Below are 19,033 nucleotides of genomic sequence, written 5' to 3'. Positions count from 1 at the left end.
CCCCCGATTACGAATAAGGGATAACCCTTAACGAGCGTATGCACGAAAAAAATTCCTGATTAGCTGGGAATTTATATCGTTTTGAGGAAAGGTGCGCGGGGCTTTGTAATGCGTATTCGCTTAATCGCTTGACGCATTCATCCCCCTCGACTTTCTTATGACTCCCATCGGATTTCGCATTCTTTCTCGGTCGGCGCCGGCCGTGGCCGCCGACGTGCTGGCCAGCTTTGCCGATATCGGCTCCGCCCAGATCAGCGACTGCATGAATCGCCTGTACGGCGTGTCGGGCCTGCGCCCGATGCATGGCGGCACGCGCCGCATGGTCGGCCTGGCGCTGACCGTCAAGACCCGTCCCGGTGACAACCTGTTGATCCATCAGGCGATTTCGATGGGCGCGGCGGGCGACGTCATCGTTGTCGATGGCGCGGGCGATGCCAGTAACGCGCTGGTGGGCGAGCTGATGATGATGGATGCGCAGTCGCGCGGCATCGCGGGCTTTGTCATCGACGGCGCGGTGCGCGACGTGGACGTCTTTGGCCAAGGCGAATTCGGCTGCTTCGCGCGTGCCGTGTCGCACAAGGGTCCGTATAAGGACGGCCCGGGCGAAATCAACGTGCCGGTGTCCGTGGGCGGGCAGGTGGTCAACCCGGGCGATGTGGTCGTGGGCGATGCCGACGGCGTGGTGGTGATTCCCGCCGAACACGCGGCCGCCGTACTGGCCCTGGCGCAAAAGAAGGAAGCCGATGAAGCCGTGGCCAAGGAAAAGCTGCGTGCCGGCACCTACACCAAGCCGTGGTTGGCAAAGACCATTGCCGAAAAGACGGGCGGCGCCAAATGAGCATCATTGCAGACCGCATCAAGCGCATCAAGCTGTCGCCCAGCGTTGCCGCGCGCGCCATCATTGCCGAACTGCGCGAACAAGGCCGCCGGATCATCGACCTGACGATTGGCGAACCCGACTTTTCAACGCCGGAACATATCCGCCAGGCCGCCACCGCCGCGATGAACCGTGGCGAAACCAAATACCCGCCTGCCCAGGGCACGGCGGCGTTGCGCCGTGCCGCGCGCGGCCATGTTCAAGCGGCCACGGGCGTGGACTATCCCGTGGCGCGGATCATCGTGAGCACCGGCGCCAAGCAGGTGATTTTCAATGGTCTGGCCGCCACGTTGAATGACGGCGACGAGGTGCTGATCCCCGCGCCGTTCTGGGTGTCGTACCCCGACATGGTGCTGGTCAACGGCGGGGTGCCGGTCGTGGTGCAGACCTTGCCGGCCACGGACTACAAGCTCACGCCCCAGGCGCTAGAACAAGCCATCACGCCGCGCACCAAGTGGTTGATGATGAACGCGCCCAGCAACCCCACCGGCTCGGTCTATACCGCCGACGAATTGCGTGGGCTGACCGACGTGCTCAAGCGCCATCCGCACGTCTGGCTGATGACGGACGACATCTATGCCCGGCTCAATTTCACGGACGAGCCGACGGTGCATCCGCTGCAGGTGGCGCCCGAACTGGCCGACCGCACGCTGGTGGTCAACGGCGTGTCCAAGGCCTACGCCATGACGGGCTGGCGCATCGGCTATGGCGCGGGGCCCGACGAATTGATCAAGGCGATGGCGATTCTGCAATCACAAAGCACGTCGGGCGCGTCGTCGGTCAGCCAGGCGGCGGCGCTTGAGGCCCTGTCCGGCCCACAGGATTGCGTGACCGAATTCGCCAAGGTTTTCAAAACGCGCCGCGACCTGGCGGTTGCCGAGTTGTCCGGTACGCCGGGCCTGAGCATCGTCGTGCCGCAAGGCGCGTTCTACGTATTTCCGGACTGCTCGGGCCTGCTGGGCAAAAAAACGCCCGCTGGCGACGTCATCGCCACCGACACCGACCTGACGCACTACCTGCTGCGCGAGGCGGGCGTGGCCGTGATCGACGGCAACGCCTACGGCGCGCCCGGCACGTTCCGGCTGTCGTTCGCCGCGTCGCTGGAAGATATCAAGCAAGGATGTTCCGCCATTCGCGAGGCCTGCGCCAAGCTGGCCTGAACGCCAGGCGGCACACCACGCTACGCAAGACCGTTTGACCACCACACAACACACAAGGGGAATCAACCATGAAACGCCACTCCATCTTCGCGGCCTGCCTGGGCCTGACCACGCTGGCGCTGGGCGCCACCGCGCAAGCGGATCAAGTCGACGACATCAAGGCGCGCGGCGAACTCGTCTGCGGCACGTTGGGCACGTCGCAGCCGTTCAGCTTCCAGGACGGCGCCACCCGCCAGTTGGTGGGCTATGACGTGGACGTGTGCAAGCTCGTCGCCGACAAGCTGGGCGTGAAGATCAGCTACAAGCTGCTGTCGGTGGCGGCGCGCGTGCCGGAATTGAATGAAGGGCGCGTGGACATCCTGGCCGCCAACCTGGGCTATTCGCCGGATCGCGCTGAACAGATTTCCTTCAGCCATGCTTACTACGTCAGCCCGCAAAAGCTGTTGGTGCGCAAGGACTCGGGCCTGGACAGCATCGAAGCGCTGAACGGCCACCGCATTGGCGCCACCAAGGGCTCCAGCTCGGAACGCGAGATCAAGCGCATCCTGGACAAGTCCAAGGTGATTGGTTATGGCGACAGTTCGGCCACTTACCTGGCCTTGCAGCAAAAGAAGGTGGATGCGCAATTTGCGTCGGAACTGGTGCTGGTGCGCCTGGTGCTGCAAAGCCCGCCCACGGCGCCCGTCAGCGTGATCGGCAAGTCGGTGTTTGACGAACCCTGGGGCCTGGGTGTGCGCAAGTCCGAGACGCGCATGCTGCAAACCGTGAACCAGGCGCTGGACGAAGCCGAGAGCTCGGGCGCGGCGGCCAAGCTGTTCGACAAGTGGTTCGGCCCCACCACGCCCTACAAGCTGGAGCGCGGGTTCAAGATCGGCCCCATCGCCGGCTGATGGCCGCGCAACCGCCAAGGGCCGACGCTTTATGAGCTTGCTAGATGCATCCCAATACCAGCTGCTGCTCAGCGGCATGGTGGTTACCGTGCAACTGTTCTTCGTTGCCTGGGTCATGGCCTTCGCCATTGCGGTGACGCTGGTGGTGGTGCGCGCCACCAACCTGGCGCCATGCCGCTGGGTGGTGGACGCCTATGTGGAATACCACCGCAACGTGCCGCTGTTGGTGCAGGTGTTGTTCTGGTATTTCGGCATGCCGGAGCTGCTGCCCGAAGGGCTGCGGCTGTGGCTCTACGATCACAACGCCGAGATGTCGCTGGCCGCGATTGCGCTGGCGTTGGGGTCGGCCGCGTACATTGCCGAGGACATCCGCAGCGGCCTGCGCGCCATACCGTGGACGCAGTTCGAGGCGGCGCGCGCGCTGGGCGCAAGCTATCTGCAATGCATGCGTTACGTGATCGTGCCGCAGGCGTTGCGCATATCCATTCCGCCGCTGGTCGGCCGCGCGTTGCTGCTGTTCAAGAACACCAGCGTGGCGATGGCGATCGGCGTGATGGAGCTGACCTATCAGGCGCGCGAAATTGAAAATGAAACCTATCGCACCTTCGCCACCTTCGGCGCGGCCACGATCATGTACCTGCTGGGATCGTTCCTGATCATGGCGGTGGGGTCGCGCGTCTACGCCCGTTATCGCTTGAATCGCGGAGGCCACGGTGCTTGACCTGCTGATGCAATACTGGCCGACGCTGCTGGTCGGCCAATACCCCAACGGGCCCTTGGGCGGGCTGGCGCTGACGCTGATCCTGGCGGCGCTGGGCTTGTTGATGTCCTTACCGTTGGCGCTGTTGATTGCGCTGGCCCGAGTCAGCCCATTCGGCGCGTTGCGGGCCGCCAGCAAGGCGCTGGTCAACGTGGTGCGCGGCATGCCGCTGCTGATGCTGATCTTCTGGGCGTACTTCGTGGTGCCCAAGTTGACGGGGCAGGTGGTCAGCGGTTTCTGGACGCTGATCTTCGCGCTGGTGGTCTATGAAAGCGCCTACTTGTCCGAGGTGATCCGGTCGGGCATCGAGGCGGTGCCGCGCGGCCAGATCGAGGCATCGCGTTCGTTGGGCGTGGGCTACTGGACGACGATGCGCAAGGTGGTGCTGCCGCAGGCGCTGTTCAACGTGCTGCCCAGCATGACGAGCCAGTTCGTCTCCACGATCAAGGAAACGTCCTTGGGCTATGTCATCAGTGTCAACGAGCTGACCTTTGCGGCCAATCAAATCAATAACCTGGTACTGACGCAGCCGCTGCAGGTGTTCGGCATTCTGGCCATTATCTATTTCCTGGTGTGCTTCAGCCTGAGCCGCGGCTTGAGCTGGCTGGACCTGCGTATCCGCCGCTCGCGCGCCATGGCTTAACGGAAAGAATCATGATCAAGCTTGAAAAAGTGAACAAGTGGTATGGCGACCATCACGTGCTGAAAGACGTGGACCTGTCCGTGGCGCGTGGCGAAGTGCTGGTGGTGTGCGGGCCGTCGGGCTCGGGCAAGTCAACCATGATCCGCACGATCAACCGGCTGGAACCCATCGAGAAAGGTCGCATCCTGATCGACGGAGCCGACATCTACCAGAAGGGCGCCAACCTGAATGCGCTGCGTCAGAAGATCGGCTTTGTGTTCCAGCAGTTCAACCTGTTTCCGCACATGAGCGTGCTGGAAAACGTGATCTTCGCACCGGTCAATATCCGCAAGCAGCCGCGCAAGCAGTCGGTGGAATTGGCGCGTGCGCTGCTTGATCGGGTGGGACTGCTGAACAAGATCGACGCCTACCCTGGTGCGCTGTCGGGCGGCCAGCAGCAGCGCGTGGCGATTGCGCGCGCCTTGGCGTTGCAGCCGCCGGTGATGTTGTTCGACGAGCCGACCAGCGCGCTCGACCCGGAAATGGTGGGCGAGGTGCTGCAGGTGATGAAGGGCCTGGCCAAGGACGGCATGACGATGGTCTGCGTGACCCACGAAATGGGCTTTGCGCGTGACGTCTGCGACCGGGTCGTCTTCATGGACGGTGGCGAGATTCTTGAGGTGGACACGCCCGAGCGCTTTTTCAGCGCGCCCTCGCATCCGCGCGCACAGCGCTTTCTGGCCGACATCCTGCACCCACGCGGCTAGGGCCGTGGCGGCGATGGTAACGTGAGGGCTTTCATGCGTTTCGCATCCACCGCCGCGATGTACACCCTTAAACAGCTAGAGGCTTTTTACTGGAGCGCCGAGCTAGGCAGCTTCAGCGCATCTTCCCGGAAACTGCACACCACGCAATCGGCGGTGGCCAAGCGGGTGGGCGAACTGGAAGCCTTTGCCGGGTCGCCCTTGTTCGAGCGCCGGGCCAAGAAACTGGTCATGACGCCGCAAGGGCGCAAGCTGTTTGAACTGGCGCGTGAAATGCTGGATTTGAACAGCCGCATCGTGCAAAACATGGCCGACCCGGCCAGTTTCGAAGGCGTGATACGGCTGGGGGTGACCGAGCTGGTGGGCATGACGTGGCTGGCGCGGCTGATCAACCAGATCAGCTTGCGCTACCCGCGCGTACAACTGATGCCCGAGATCGACGGCGGCATTACGCTGTACGAAAGGCTGGACCAAGACCAACTGGACCTGGCCATCATGCCTGGCCCGTTCTGGAGCTATCAATACGAGGGCATTCACCTGGGGGGCGTCACCAACGTCTGGATGGCCAGCCCCGCGCTGGATATCGATTTGCAGGCGCGTTTGTCGCCGCAGGACCTGGCGCCGTATCCGGTGATTTCGCAGCCGACCAATTCCGCGCTGTCTCATCTGTACGACGCCTGGTTCGCCGAACAGGGCTTGTCGGTCAAGCGGGTGTTGACCTGCAACAGCCTGGGGATGATGGCGCAACTGACGATGCTGGGGCTGGGCATCAGCTATCTGCCTGGCGCCTACTTCGCGCCACTGGTCGAACGCGGCGCGCTATGCCAGCTGAATGTGGAACCCGACCTGCCCACCATCAATTACTACGCGGTGCACAAGAAGAACATCGTCAACCCGATTGTGTCGCGGGTGATCGAGATTGCGCGCGAGGAATGCGCGTTTGAAGTGGCGGGGGCCTTCCTGCCCCACGTGCCGCCCACGCCGCCCGCCGCTTTGCCGGACGAAGCCTGAGGCGGCCGGCGATGTCAGGCGTCGGCCAGTCCGGGGCGGGGTGGGGTCCTCGCAGGGCTTGGGGGGAGATCAACCGCAGCGAATGGCGGTCATGACGTCTTTGTCATCCACGATCAGGTTCAAACGGGTGGCGTTGTATTCCATGGTGACAAGTTGGCCGGGGCGCAGAATGCGGGCGGTGGTACTGCCGCTGCGCGTACGCAGGTCTTCCATCGAGGACGTGGTGGCTTTTTGGCCAATTTGCGATTGCAGCGCGGCGGCATCGCAGGTTTTGCTACCGTAGCCCGGCATGGCCGAGCCCGACCCACCATAGGAAGCACCGCCCGACGAGCTGGCGCCGGACGAGGATGAAGAGCTGGAGGAGCTGGAGGCTGCCGGTGCGCTGGACGACGACGTTCCAGTGTTGGCGCATGCGGTCAGGCTGGCAACCAGAATGAAAGGGATCAGCTTGCGGATCATGTATCGCTCCTTACAACTTCACGACGAAAAAAGCCATGATAGACCAGCCTAGGCGCGCTGTAATCTGGCGTTGCGGCGGCGCGCCAAAAAGTGAAAAGCCCGCGTTGAAATGAGATCAAGGCGGGCTGCGATGGCGGGGTTTGGTTACTGAGGAAAGTACTAGCTTCCGCCAGTTGACGCCTCAATGAAAATTCCGGCTATGCGTCGCCAGCCCGCCCAGCAGGTCGGACAGGTCCACCAGGCGTTGCGCGATCAGGTGGCGCACGCCGTCCACGTTCTGCCAGGCGCCGTAGACGCCCAGCAGCTTGGCGCCCAGCAGTTCGCGGCGTTGGCGTTCGATGAGTTCCGGGCGCACGACCACGTTGACGGGGCCGGTTTCGTCTTCCAGCGTGACGAAGATCACGCCCTTGGAGGTTTGGGGCCGTTGGCGCACGGTGACGATGCCGCAGGCGCGGGCCACGCGCTTGTCGGGGTAGCTGTTCAGGACCTCGGCCGGCTGGAAATTGCGGGCGGCAAGTTGCGCGCGCAACAGGGCGACCGGGTGGCTGTGCAGCGTCAGCCCCAGGCTGCGGTAGTCGGCGGCCACGGTCTGGTTTTCCGACGGGGCCGACAACTGGGGGGCCTGGGTTTCCACGATGGCGGCGTCGCGCAGCAGGTCGCGGCTTTGCACGCTGGCGGCGGCTTGCCAACTGGCCTGGCGGCGGTGGCCGGCAAGGGTGCGCAGCGCGTCGCCGGCGGCCAGGGCGTTCAGGTCGTGGCGGTTCAGCGTGGCGCGGCGGGCCAGGTCGCCGGTGTCGGTGAAAGGCGCCTTTGCGCGAGCCTCTTCGATCCGGCGCGCGGCGTCTTCCCGCATGCCCTGGATCAGGCCCAGGCCCAGCCGGACGGCGGGGCGGGTGTCTTCGGCGGGGGGTGAGTGCGGGCGCGGGCGTCGCTGGGCGCCGGGGTGATCGGCCGGCAAGGTTTCCAGCGCCGAATCCCAGCAACTGACGGTGACGTCGGCGGGCAGCACGCAGACGCCATGTCGGCGGGCGTCCTGCACCAGTTGCGCGGGCGCGTAGAAGCCCATGGGCTGGGAATTGAGCAGGGCGGCCAGGAAGGCCTCGGGTTCGTGGCGCTTGAGCCAGGAACTGAAGTACGCCAGCAGGGCGAAGCTGGCGGCATGGCTTTCCGGAAAACCGTATTCGCCAAACCCCTCTACCTGCCGGAACAGGGCTTCGGCGAATTCCAGCGTGTAGCCGTGCGCCAGCAGGCCGCCCACCAGCTTGACGCGGAATTTGTCCACGCCGCCCTTGCGTTTCCAGGCAGCCATGGACCGGCGCAACTGGTCGGCCTCGCCCGGCGTAAACCCCGCGGCCACCACCGCGATCTGCATCACCTGTTCCTGGAAGATGGGGACGCCCATGGTGCGGCTGAGCACGCCACGCACTTTTTCGCTGGGATAGGTTTCGTCTTCCTTGCCCTGGCGCCGGCGCAGGTAGGGGTGGACCATGCCGCCCTGGATCGGGCCGGGGCGCACGATGGCTACCTGCACGACCAGGTCGTAATATTTGCGCGGCCGCAGGCGGGGCAGCATGGTCATCTGCGCGCGCGATTCGATCTGGAACACACCCACTGTGTCGGCGTCGCAGATCATGTCGTAGGTGGCTTCGTCGCCTTCGGGTATGTCTTGCAAGGCCAGCGGCTTGCCACGACGCTGGCCGGCCAGCTCCAGGGTGCGGCGCAAGGCCGACAGCATGCCCAGCGCCAGCACGTCCACTTTCAGTAGTTTCAGCGCGTCCAGGTCGTCTTTGTCCCATTGCACGACGCTGCGGTCCCGCATGGCGGCGTTTTCAATGGGCACCAGGCGCGACAGCTTGCCGCGTGAAATCACGAACCCGCCCGGGTGCTGCGACAGGTGGCGCGGAAAGCCCATCATGGTTTGCGCCAGCGACGCCCATTGCCGCGCCACGCGGGATTCCGGGTCCAGCCCGCAGGCGCCCAGCGTGCGCAGCATTTCCTTTTTGCCGTCCCACCACTGGTGCGCGCGCGCCACGGCGTCGATCACGCCCAGGTCCACACCCAGCGCGCTGCCGGTGTCGCGCAGCACGCTGCGTGGCCGGTACGAAATGACCACGGCGGTCAGGGCGGCGCGGTCGCGTCCGTATTTGTCATAGATGTACTGGATGACTTCTTCGCGGCGCTGGTGCTCAAAATCTACGTCTATGTCGGGTGGTTCGTTGCGCTCTTTGCTGATGAAACGTTCAAACAGGTTGTTGCCTCGGACCGGATCGACGGCAGTGATGCCCAGGCAATAACAGACGGCGGAGTTGGCGGCCGACCCCCGGCCCTGGCACAGGATGCCCTGGCGGCGCGCGTATTGGACGATGTCGTAGACGGTCAGAAAATAGGCTTCGTAGTGCAGTTCGCCGATCAGGTCGAGCTCTCTTTCGATCTGGCCGGCCACGTTTTCCGGCACCCCGGCGGGAAAGCGACGGGCGGCGCCGGCCAGGGTTTCCTGACGCAGATAGGAAGCGGGCGTGTGGCCGGGCGGCACGACCTCGTCGGGATATTCGTAGCGCAGTTCGTCCAGTGAAAACGCGCAGCGGCGGGCCACCACCAGCGTTTGCGCCAGCGCGTCGGGCGGATACAGGTTGGCCAGGCGCATGCGGGTGCGCAGATGCTGTTCGGCGTTTTCAGACAATTCGTAGCCGCATTGAGCCACGGGCTGGCGCGTGCGGATGCCGGCCAGCGTGTCGTGCAGGGGCTTGCGCGATCGCACATGCATCTGCACCTGGCCCACCGCCACGATGGGCAGATCGGCCTGGCGCGCGGCGTGTTCGACGGCGGCGCGGTGCTGGTCGTCGCGTGACCGGTACAGCAGGTTCAGCCCGACCCAGGCGCGGTTGGGAAATACACGCGCCAACCAGCGTGCCTGCTCGGCCAGGCGGTCGGTGTCGGTGCCATAGGCGGGGGTCAGGATGGCCAGGCATTCCGGTACTTGGCGCAGGTGCTCGGAGCCCTGGGGCGGATGGGTCAGGTCGTCGGGGGCCAAGCGGTATTCGCCCTTGGGGGCGCGGGTGCGGGCCAGCGTGATGAGTTCGGACAGGTTGCCGTAGCCTTCGCGGGTTTGCGCCAACAGGGTCAGCCCCAGCGGGGCGGCGTCGGGCGCGGCGCGCAACTGGAACGTGGCGCCGATGATCAGCGGTAGCTTCTGGGTCTTGGCTTCCATGTGGGCGCGCACCACGCCGGCCAGCGAGCATTCGTCGGTCAGCGCCAGCGCGGCGTAGCCCAGTTCGGCGGCGTGCGCGACCAGCTCTTCCGGGTGCGAGGCGCCTTGCAGGAAGGAAAAGTTCGACTGGCATTGCAGCTCGGCGTAGCCGGGTAGCGTTGCCAAAAGTTCGGACGGATCGGGGGCGTCGTAGGGATCGTCTTGCATGTGGCCAGCCTCAGGCGTAGAGCCCGTGCAGGAACCAGCGCGCGTGTTCCGCGTCGCGTTCGCGGTAGATCCAGTAGCGCGCGGCCGCCGCGTCTTCGGCAACGAAATAGTCGCGCACGGTCAGGGCCGGGTCCCACCAACCGCTTTCGATGCGTTCCGGCCCGCGCACCAACCGCAGCGGCTGGCCGCCGTATTGGGGGCGATGGCCCGACAGCTTCAGGGCCAGCGGCGTTTCCAGCAGCCAGAAGGGGCGGTCCAGCAAGGGGGGCAGGGGCTGGGGCGGGCGCGGGGCAGTCAACGCGTCGCCCCAGGAATTCGCGGCTTCGGGGCGGTGGTCGGGCGTGGGATGGGCGTGGCGCACCTGATCGCGGCCCAGCCGGGCCACCAGCAGGTCCAGCAGCCGAGCGTGGTCGGCCGCGGTGCCACCGGGTTCGGGAAACAGCGTGGTGCTGACGGCGGGTTGCTCAACGGTGTCGGGCGCCAATAGGGACACGGCGATGACGGGGGCTTCCAGCGTGACGTGGTTCAGTTTTTCGCGCAGCAGGTGCAGGATTTGCGGCGCCTGCCAGACCGGTTGCGCCAGCGCCAGTTCCAGTTCGGTGGGCGGGCGGGCATGGCGGCCGCGTTCGTGTTCCATGCTGAGCACCACGCGCCGCACCGCCAGTTGCCGCGCGGTGAGCCAGCCGCCCAGTTGTTCGGCCAGGCGGCGCGCCACCGCCAGCACGGCGTCGGTGTGCTCGACGTAATCCATGAGTTCGATGCGCCGGGAGAACTGGTTGGGCGGTTCAATCCAGCGATACAGTTCGGGCGCCTGGCCGTAGGCGGCGTCCAGGGCGGGGAGTAGATCCGGCGTGCTGCGGCGTTGCAGGCCGGCGCGCGGCAGGGCGCGCAGGTCGGCCAGCGTGTGGCAGCCGATGTCGCCCAGCCAGTCCAGCCGCGCCTGGGCCTGGGGCAGCAGCGCCAACGGCAGTGCGTCCAGCCGACGGGCCAGAGTGGGCAGGGTGAGCGTGCGCCGGGGCACGCGGCGACCGGGGCGGTGCGCCAGCAGCCAGGCGCCCCGGGCGGTGGACGCCATGCCCAGGGACACACGCAGGTCCAGCGCTTGCAGGGTGGCGCGTATGCGCCGGGCCAGCGCGCGTGGGCCGCCAAAGAACATCAGGCTGGCGCCCACGTTCAAGAGCACGGTGTCGTTATCGCCCAAGGCAATTTCAGGGGTGTATTGCAGCAGCGCCAGCGCCGCGCCGTGCAGGGTGTCGGCTTCGGCTTGCGGCTGGCGCGGCAAGAGTTCCACCTGCGGGGCGATGGCCGCGGCGCCGGCGCGGCGCATGCTCGGCTTGACGCCAGCCTGGCGGGCGGCGGGGGTGAGGGCGGCAACGCGTTCCTGGTCCAGGACGGCGAAGGCGTGTTCCTCATGCGGCCAGTGCGGGCGTAGTACGTCCAGCGGCAGGCAGCGCAGGAAGGCGGCGATCCAGAGGCGCATGGTGGGGGGAAGACGGTGTCGGCGCGCCGGGCTCCAGGCCCACGTACAGCGGGGTGTCGCAGACGGGCCCCCGGCGCTTCAGAATATGGACGGACAAACCGCCCGGGGCGGGCGCAAGCGCCAGCCGCAAGGGGGCGGCGGTGGCATTCTGCGCGGCCTTGGCCGGGCGGATGGCAATGAAGAGCAGGTCGCTGGCCTGGGCCGCCAGATGCAGCCGCCGCAGGGATTCAGGGCGCACATGCGGCAGCCAGCAGATCAGCGCGCCGCAACTGCCGTTTTTCAGGATTTGTTCCGTGGCCCAGAGGGTGTCGACGGGTTTTTGCGGCGCCACCCACAGCAATTGCCGGGGATCCAGCCGCCAGCTCATCCAACTGGCGATGTGGGGCACGTGCGGCGGTTGCACCAGCGCAATGGGGCGACGCGTTTCCAATTGGGCCAACGCTGGGCGCAACAGGCGGATTTCGCCCACGCCGGGGTGCGGGGTCAGCAGTTCGATCAGGGATCCCAGCGGCCAGCCGCCGTCCGGCAGCTCGGCGGAAAGCGAAGCGTGCCCGGTGGGCAGGGTGCGCGCGGCGCCTTTGGCCAACTGGGTGGCGCGCCACAACGCGGGATGGATGCGTTCAGGGGTCATCATTACTGTATGAATATACAGTATTGTAGCCCTGTTTTTGTCGCTGCTTTTGTAGCGACTTTGTGACCAGAAAGGGCGGAGCAGCGCCTAGCCGTGGCCCCGATCCAGCCCATAAAAGCGCATGTCTCCGTAGCGCACCCAGCGCGACTTCTTCACCAGGCGGTGCCCGATCCACAACGCCAGGAACAGCGGAATGGCCAGATACGTGGACACCACCCCGATCCAATCAATGCGATCTTGCAGGAACGCCTGGTAGTTCTGCCCCAGCGTCACCACCAGGCACAGCACAAAGGCCAGCACCGGGCCGAAGGGAAACAGGCCGGCCTTGTAGGGCAGGTCGGCCGTGTCGTAGCCGTGCCTGACGTAGCCCTGGCGAAACCGGTAATGGCTCATCGCGATGCTCAGCCACACGATGAATTCCGTCATGCCCGCAAAATTCAGCAGCCAGATATAGACGGCCTTCGGGCTGTACACCACGCTGAACAGGCACAGGCAGGCCAGCGCCGTGGTGGCCAGCAGCGCGTACAGCGGCACGCCCCTGGACGTCAGCCGCTTGAACACTGCCGGGGCCTGGCCTTCGGCCGCCATGTTGAACAGCATGCGGGTGGCGGCGTACATGCCCGAATTGCCGGCCGACAGCACCGACGTCAGGATCACCGCGTTCATCACGGTGGCGGCCGACAGCAGCCCCGCATGCTGGAACACCAGCGTGAACGGGCTGACAGCGATGTCTTCGACGTCGTTGCGCAGCAATTGCGGGTCGGTATAGGGCAGCAGCAGGCCGATGATCAGAATGGCCAGCACGTAGAACAGCAGGATGCGCCAGAACACGCTATTGATGGCGCGTGGCACGTTGCGGCGCGGGTTTTCGGATTCGCCTGCTGCCACGCCCACCAATTCGGTGCCCTGGAAGGAATAGGCCACCACCATCGCCACGCCCACCCAGGTGGCCGCGTTGCCCACGAAAGGCGCGTCGCCGATGGTCCAGTTCGCCAGCCCGACCTGGTCGCCGCCGTGGATGATGCCCACCAGCATGCCCAGGCCAACGGCAATGAAGCACAGCACGGCCACCACTTTGATCAGGGCGAACCAGTATTCGGCTTCGCCGAAGCTGCGCGCCGAAAAGGCGTTCAGCCCGAATGTCAGCGCTAAAAACGCCACGCTCCAGATCCAGCCCGGCGTATCCGGCAGCCAGTACGCCATGACCAGTTGGGCGGCCACCACGTCCACGGCAACGACCGTGGCCCAACTGACCCAGAAATTCCACCCCAGCGCGAAGCCGAAGCCGGGGTCTACGTAGCGCGACGCATAGGTGCAGAACGAGCCCGACACTGGCATGAAGGTGGCCAGTTCGCCCAGGCTCGTCATGATGAAGTAGACCATCAGGCCAATTACCAGGTACACGAGCAGGGCGCCGCCCGGACCCGCTTCGGCAATGGCCGCGCCGGAGGCCACGAACAGGCCGGTGCCGATGGCTCCGCCCAGCGCTATCATCGTCAGGTGGCGCGCCTTGAGCACGCGGTGCAGCTGATTCTGGCTGGCGGGGGTGGCGCCAGAATCGGAAATCGGTGTTTGCATTGCAAGGGGGAAAAGTGGCCGCCGCGGCGGCATTCAGGCAGGGTCCGCTATGGGGGCTGCCAAGAGGGGCAAGGGCATCCCCCGGGAACAAAAGGGGGCCAGGGCCAACGCCGCGCATTTTACAATGCTGTGACAGCGGCGCAGTCCCGCAGCCCCAGCCAGCACGGAGCAGTTTCATGGCATCTACCGGTTCACTTGAATTCCTACCCGAGGCGGGCGTCGACGTGCGCCAGTTGTTCATCCTGCTGCACGGTGTGGGCGGGTCACCCGATAACCTGCGGCCATTGGCCAACGCCGTGCGCGCGGCCTTCCCGATGGCGGCGGTGCTGGCGCCCGAAGGCTTCGAACCCTTTGATGGCGGCGGCGCGGGGCGCCAGTGGTTTTCGGTACGCGGCATCAGCGAAGACAACCGCGCCGAGCGCGTGGCGGCGGCCATGCCGCCCCTGGAAGCCTATGTGCGCGAGGCGCAAGCGCGCTTCAATCTGCTGCAATCGGACACCGCGGTGGCGGGCTTTTCGCAGGGCGCCATCATGGCGCTGGAACTGGTGCAGGCCCACGACGGCATGGCCGGGCGCGTCATCGCGTTTTCGGGCCGCTACGCGCAATTGCCAAAGGCTGCGCCGCAATTCACCACCTTGCACCTGCTGCACGGCGCCGACGACCCGGTCATGAACGTGTCCCACATCCAGGCCGCGCAAGCCCGGCTGGAAGCGCTGCACGGAGATTCCACCATCGACATCGCCAGCCACGTCGGCCACGAACTGCATCCCGCCCTGATCGAACGCGCCATCGTCCGCTTGCAGACCTGCGTGCCGCTGCGAAGCTGGGAAGCGGCCCTGGGGCTGAACCAGACACCGCCCGATGGCACCACCGTGCATTGATTGCGGGATGAACACAGCCCGTGAGCAGAGCCCGATGACCCGCAGCCCGATGACCCACAGCCCGATGACCCATGCCCCGATGATCCGCATCCAATGAGCACCGCCCGTTCTTCCGTGCCGGCTCCGCCGCGCGCCGCCGATGCGGTCGGTGGCGCGCAAAGCATTTTCCGCGTGCTGCGCCTGCTGAAATATGTGGGAGCCGCGCCCGCGCGTGGCGTGGCCTTGAGCGACGTCGTACGCGACCTGGGCCTGACCCCGCCCACGGCGCATCGCATGTTGGCGGCCTTGTTGCAGGAAGGCTTTCTGTCGCTGAACGCCAAGCTGAAAACGTACAGCCTGGGGCGTGAGTCCTACATCCTGGGCCTGGCCGCCGAAAGCCGCCACGGCATCAAGGCGATTGCCGAATCCGCCGTGCTGCGGCTGGCCCAATCCACCGGCGACACCAGTTTCCTGTCGGTGCGTTCCGGCCACGAGGCCGTGTGCGTGGACCGCAAGACGGGCGACTTTCCCATCAAGATCCTGACCTTGGAAGTGGGGCACAGGCGGCCCTTGGGCGTGGGGGCGGGCAGCTTGGCGCTGCTGGCGTTTCTGCCCAATGACGATATCGAGCGGGTGCTGGCCCGCTATGACGCCACCACCGCGCCCGACCTGCCATCCACCGACATGCTGCGCGACGACATTGCCGCCGCCCGCAAACAGGGCTATGCGCTGAACCCGGGTCGCATCATTCCCGACATGCTGGGCGTGGGCGTGCCGGTGTTGGACCGCGAGCAGAACGTGGTGGCCGCCTTGAGCGTGGCGGCCATCCGCTCACGCCTGTCCGGCGCGCGCCTGCATGACGTGGTGGCGGCATTGCAACGCGCGGCGGCCGAGTTGTCGGCGGACCTGCTGCCGCGTCCTTGAACGTGCGCCGGAGGGACTAGCGCCCCGCGCAGGCCTTGCCGCCATCCACCGGCAGGCACACGCCGGTGATGTACTTGGCTTCGTCGCTGGCCAGGAACAGCGCGGCGTGCGCCACGTCCCAGGCATCGCCCATGCGGCCCATCGGGCTGGCGGCGTTGCGACGCTGGCGCATCGCTTCCACGTCCTGGAACTGGCCGGCAATTTGCTGGTAGATCAAGGGCGTATCGATCACGCCCGGCAGCACCGCGTTGACCCGGATGTTGTCCGGCGCATAGCGCACGGCCAGAGACCGGGTCAGATGGTTCAACCCCGCCTTGGCCGCGTAATAGGACGTGTACGGGTAGGTGTTGACCTGTATGGACGCCAGCGACGAGATATTGATGATGCTGCCGCCGCCTTGCGCCAGCATGGCGGGCAGCACGTGCTTGCAGGTCAGGAACACGCCGGTCAGGTTGGTGTCCAGCACGCGGTGCCAGCTTTCCTCGCTGGCCTCGATGGGGCCGCCCATTTCGGTGATGCCCACATTGTTGTGCAGGATGTCGATGCGGCCGGCTTCGTCCAGCACGCGCGCCACCACCGCCTGAATCTGCGCGGACTGCGTCACGTCGGCCACCAGCGCGGCGCATTGCCCGCCTTCGGCTTCGATGACGCGCCGGGTTTCCTCGGCCGCTTCCGCGCGCACATCCACGGCGTAGACCCGCGCGCCCTCGCGGGCATACAGCGCGGCGGCCGCCTTGCCGTTGCCCCAGCCCGGCCCCGACGACCCCGCGCCGAACACCAGCGCGACCTTGTCTTTTACGCGCTGGCCCATGCTATTGCACCGAGATGTTGGCGAAGTCGGCCACCTTCTTCCACTTGGCCACGTCGGCTTTGATCATCGCGCCAAACTCCTCGGGCGTGTCGGCCACCACATAGGCGCCCACGCCCGCATACTTGGCCTGCACGTCCGGGTCCGCCAGGGCCTTGCGCGATGCGTCGCTCAGCTTGGCCAGCACGTCCTTGGGCAGGCCGGCTGGGGCCAGCAGGCCATTCCACATTTCGGCGTCGTAGTCAGGCAGGCCCATTTCCGCGAAGGTGGGTACGTCGGGCAGTTGCGGCAAGCGCGTCTTGGCCGCCACCACGATCGCCCGCAAATTGCCCGACTGGATGTGCGCCATGGACGACGCCGCCGTGTCCCACAAGATGGGTACCTGGCCTGCGATGACGTCGTTCAATGCCGGGCCGGTGCCGCGATACGGTACATGCATCATGTCCAGCCCCGACAGCGACTTGTAGTACTCCATGGCCATGTGCGTGGCGCCGCCATTGCCCGAGGACGCATACGAATACTTGCCCGGCGCGCCTTTGACCAGCGCGAAGAATTGCGCGTAGTCCTTGGCCGGGAAATCCTTGTTGACCACAATCACGCCCGGCACGCGGATGATCTGCGTGACCGGCGTGAAGTCTTTCACGGCGTCGTAAGACAGGTTCTTGTACACCGCCGAATTGGTGCCGTTGGTGCTGGATGTGCCCAGCAGCAGCGTGTAGCCGTCGGGCGCGGCGGACGCCACCGCGCGCGTGCCGACGGTGCCGCCCGCGCCGCCCCGGTTTTCCACGACCACCGTCTGGCCCAACTGCTTGCCCAGCGCCTCGGCAAAGATGCGGCCCACCACGTCGGACGTGCCGCCCGGTGGAAAGGGCACGATCAGGCGAATGGGGCGGTCGGGGTAGCTGCCTTGCGCCGTGGCGGCGCCCGTCAGCGACAGGGCCAGCGTTGCGGCCGCCAAGTTCATCCAGGTTCTTCTCTTCATGGTGTTGTCTCCTCGCTTTGGTTTGTTGTGCGTGTTGTCGTTGTTGTAGTTGCTGACTGATATCAGGCGATGCGGTCGCCCGGCTTGATCTTGGCGGCGCGGCTGTCCACGCCCGGCAACATGTGTGCCGGGTCGCGCGTGACCACGACGTCCAGGATGGTGGGGCGGTCCTTGCAGGCGTAGGCGCTGGCCAGGGCCGCCTTGATGTCGGCGGGGTCTTCCACGCGGATGCCGTTGCAGCCCAGCGCGCGCGCTACGTTGGCGTAGTTGGTTTCCACCAGATCGGATGATTGATAGTTGCCGCCACCGTACATCAGGTGTTGCAACGCCTTGATATAGCCCGACGCCGCGTTGTTCACCACCACCAGCGTGAAGGCCAGGCCCATGCGCACCGCCGTTTCCAATTCACCCAGCGACATATTGCAGCCACCGTCACCCGTCAGGCTGACGACTTGCCGCCCGGGCGCGGCGGCGGCGGCGCCGATTGCACCCGGAATGCCGTAGCCGATGGAGGCAAAGCCGCGGTCGGGCACAAAGCCCCGGCCCGCGCGCTTGGTGTCAAACAGCAGGCCGCCCCAATGCGCCGCAAAGCCGCCGTCGGCCACCAGGATGCCGTCTTCGGGCAGCGTGGCGTTGATCTCATGCATCAGGCGCGCCATGCCGATGGGGCTGTCGGAAGACGTCAGCTTGCCCTGCACGGATTCGCGCCAGGCGTGCATGGCTTGCCCGACTTCATCCGCGTATGCCTGGCGGTCGGCTTGCGAGGCTTGCGCCGCCATGCGTTCGCCCAATTCTTCAAGCGTGGCGCGCGCGTCGCCCCATAGCCGCAGGGCAGGGGTGGTGGTGCGGTCGAACTCTTCGGCCACGATGTCCAGATGAATGACCGGCACGCCCGCGTTCAGCAGGTCATAGCGCCGGGTGGCCACTTCACCCAGCTTGCAGCCGACGACGAACAGGCAGTCGGCCTTGGCGATCAGGTCGTTGGCGATGCGGCTATAGCGGCCGAAGAGGCCGGCGTTCAGCGGGTCGCTGCAAGCAATGGCGCCCTTGCCGCTCATGGTGTGCGCCACGGGGATGTTGAAGCGGCGCGCGAAGGCTTCGACGGCCAAGGCGGCCTCGCTGATGTGCACGCCGCCGCCACACAGCATCAGGGGGCGCGCGGCGCCGGCCAACATGCTGGCGGCTTGGGCCAGGTCATCGGCGGCGGGGCGGCAGCGCAACGCGGGGGCGCGGCGGGCGTTGGCGCTGGAATAGAACTCGTCGGCGTCAAAGGCGTGGATGGCGTGCGCGATGTCTTCGGGCACGTCCAGCACCACGGGGCCGGGGCGGCCGCTGGTGGCCACCGCGAAGGCGCGACGCACCAGTTCGGGAATGCGCTCGATCATCTCCACGCGCAGCACGTCCTTGACCACGGGGCGCAGCACTTCAAGCTGGCGCGCTTCCTGCGTCATGTTCTTCCACGAATGCAGGCGGTGCGAATCGCCCACCAGCGCCACCAGCGGCGTGCCGGCGTTGAAGGCTTCGGCCAGGCCGGTGACCAGATTGGTGGCGCCCGGCCCCAAGGTGGCGTCGCACACGCCGGGCCGCCCGCTGACCTTGGTGTAGGCGTCTGCCGCGAACACGGCGCAGCGCTCGTCGTTGATCAGGTTGTGATTCAGCTTCAAGCGCCGCACGGCGTCGTAGAAGGGCAGCAGTTGAAAGCCGCCCATGCCGAACATCAGGCCGACGTCATGCGCGGCGAACATGCGGGCGATGGCCTCGCCGCCTGTGATTTCCAGTTTTTCCGACATGCGGATGTGCTCCTCGTTTCTC

17 protein-coding genes are annotated in these 19,033 nt (G+C 66.0%); 9 read left to right on the top strand and 8 right to left on the bottom strand.

Annotation, left to right across the window (positions count from 1 at the left end):
* Positions 1 to 157 precede the first annotated feature (157 nt).
* The 7 genes from ELS24_RS16570 to ELS24_RS16540 all read left to right on the top strand — a co-directional run bounded on the left by ELS24_RS16570 (position 158) and on the right by ELS24_RS16540 (position 6,084).
* Positions 158 to 838: an RraA family protein gene (locus ELS24_RS16570; protein WP_100856002.1), complete on the top strand. Its 681-nt coding sequence runs from the start codon at positions 158 to 160 to the stop codon at positions 836 to 838.
* Entirely contained in the window at positions 835 to 2,037 is a 1,203-nt protein-coding gene (locus tag ELS24_RS16565; protein ID WP_127184734.1) for an aminotransferase class I/II-fold pyridoxal phosphate-dependent enzyme, read from the top strand. Before ELS24_RS16570 ends, ELS24_RS16565 begins: the two co-directional genes overlap by 4 nt.
* A 68-nt stretch (positions 2,038 to 2,105) precedes the next feature.
* The gene (locus tag ELS24_RS16560) at positions 2,106 to 2,927 is read left to right on the top strand and encodes an ABC transporter substrate-binding protein (protein WP_127184733.1); all 822 of its coding nucleotides are present in this window, start codon (positions 2,106 to 2,108) and stop codon (positions 2,925 to 2,927) included.
* Positions 2,928 to 2,958: 31 nt separating this feature from the next.
* Positions 2,959 to 3,648 carry an amino acid ABC transporter permease gene (locus ELS24_RS16555; protein WP_050446593.1) on the top strand — a complete coding sequence of 230 codons (690 nt, stop codon included), beginning with the start codon at positions 2,959 to 2,961 and terminating at the stop codon, positions 3,646 to 3,648.
* Positions 3,641 to 4,330: an amino acid ABC transporter permease gene (locus ELS24_RS16550; protein WP_050446592.1), complete on the top strand. Its 690-nt coding sequence runs from the start codon at positions 3,641 to 3,643 to the stop codon at positions 4,328 to 4,330. Before ELS24_RS16555 ends, ELS24_RS16550 begins: the two co-directional genes overlap by 8 nt.
* An 11-nt stretch (positions 4,331 to 4,341) precedes the next feature.
* Positions 4,342 to 5,076, top strand: a complete 735-nt coding sequence (locus ELS24_RS16545; RefSeq protein WP_050446591.1) for an amino acid ABC transporter ATP-binding protein — start codon at positions 4,342 to 4,344, stop codon at positions 5,074 to 5,076.
* 33 nt (positions 5,077 to 5,109) lie between these two features.
* On the top strand, positions 5,110 to 6,084 hold the full coding sequence (locus ELS24_RS16540) for a LysR family transcriptional regulator (RefSeq protein WP_127184732.1): 975 nt from the start codon (positions 5,110 to 5,112) through the stop codon (positions 6,082 to 6,084).
* A 69-nt stretch (positions 6,085 to 6,153) separates the two neighbouring features.
* Here ELS24_RS16540 and ELS24_RS16535 read toward each other — a convergent pair whose 3' ends face one another.
* The 5 genes from ELS24_RS16535 to ELS24_RS16515 form a co-directional block, all read right to left on the bottom strand.
* Positions 6,154 to 6,543: an I78 family peptidase inhibitor gene (locus ELS24_RS16535; RefSeq protein ID WP_050446590.1), complete on the bottom strand. Its 390-nt coding sequence runs from the start codon at positions 6,541 to 6,543 to the stop codon at positions 6,154 to 6,156.
* A 181-nt stretch (positions 6,544 to 6,724) separates the two neighbouring features.
* The gene (locus tag ELS24_RS16530) at positions 6,725 to 9,958 is read right to left on the bottom strand and encodes an error-prone DNA polymerase (protein ID WP_127184731.1); all 3,234 of its coding nucleotides are present in this window, start codon (positions 9,956 to 9,958) and stop codon (positions 6,725 to 6,727) included.
* A gap of 10 nt (positions 9,959 to 9,968) precedes the next feature.
* A complete protein-coding gene (locus ELS24_RS16525; protein WP_127184730.1) occupies positions 9,969 to 11,438 on the bottom strand; it encodes a Y-family DNA polymerase in 1,470 nt (489 codons plus the stop codon).
* Positions 11,368 to 12,072, bottom strand: coding sequence for a translesion DNA synthesis-associated protein ImuA (gene imuA, locus ELS24_RS16520; RefSeq protein ID WP_127184729.1), 705 nt, complete (start codon positions 12,070 to 12,072; stop codon positions 11,368 to 11,370). The genes ELS24_RS16525 and imuA overlap by 71 nt, the downstream gene beginning before the upstream one ends.
* Before the next feature lie 84 nt (positions 12,073 to 12,156).
* The gene (locus ELS24_RS16515; RefSeq protein ID WP_127184728.1) at positions 12,157 to 13,647 is read right to left on the bottom strand and encodes an amino acid permease; all 1,491 of its coding nucleotides are present in this window, start codon (positions 13,645 to 13,647) and stop codon (positions 12,157 to 12,159) included.
* Positions 13,648 to 13,823: 176 nt separating this feature from the next.
* Here ELS24_RS16515 and ypfH point away from each other — a divergent pair, with 176 nt between their 5' ends.
* Positions 13,824 to 14,528, top strand: coding sequence for an esterase (gene ypfH / locus ELS24_RS16510; RefSeq protein ID WP_127184727.1), 705 nt, complete (start codon positions 13,824 to 13,826; stop codon positions 14,526 to 14,528).
* A 93-nt stretch (positions 14,529 to 14,621) separates the two neighbouring features.
* On the top strand, positions 14,622 to 15,431 hold the full coding sequence (locus tag ELS24_RS16505; RefSeq protein WP_127184726.1) for an IclR family transcriptional regulator: 810 nt from the start codon (positions 14,622 to 14,624) through the stop codon (positions 15,429 to 15,431).
* 16 nt (positions 15,432 to 15,447) lie between these two features.
* Here the strand turns inward: ELS24_RS16505 and ELS24_RS16500 are convergent, their stop codons facing one another.
* The 3 genes from ELS24_RS16500 to ELS24_RS16490 all read right to left on the bottom strand — a co-directional run bounded on the left by ELS24_RS16500 (position 15,448) and on the right by ELS24_RS16490 (position 19,011).
* A complete protein-coding gene (locus tag ELS24_RS16500) occupies positions 15,448 to 16,242 on the bottom strand; it encodes an SDR family NAD(P)-dependent oxidoreductase (RefSeq protein WP_100855990.1) in 795 nt (264 codons plus the stop codon).
* Position 16,243: 1 nt separating this feature from the next.
* Entirely contained in the window at positions 16,244 to 17,221 is a 978-nt protein-coding gene (locus ELS24_RS16495; protein ID WP_127184725.1) for a Bug family tripartite tricarboxylate transporter substrate binding protein, read from the bottom strand.
* Positions 17,222 to 17,283: 62 nt separating this feature from the next.
* Positions 17,284 to 19,011 (bottom strand): thiamine pyrophosphate-binding protein, encoded by a 1,728-nt coding sequence (locus tag ELS24_RS16490; RefSeq protein WP_127184724.1) that lies wholly within the window; start codon positions 19,009 to 19,011, stop codon positions 17,284 to 17,286.
* Positions 19,012 to 19,033: the final 22 nt, after the last annotated feature.

It is taken from the genome of Achromobacter spanius (genome assembly GCF_003994415.1).
In the GTDB taxonomy this organism is placed as follows: Bacteria; Pseudomonadota; Gammaproteobacteria; order Burkholderiales; family Burkholderiaceae_B; genus Achromobacter; species Achromobacter spanius_C.
Note: the sequence above shows the minus strand (reverse complement) of the source record. Positions and strands in the feature narration are given on the sequence as shown.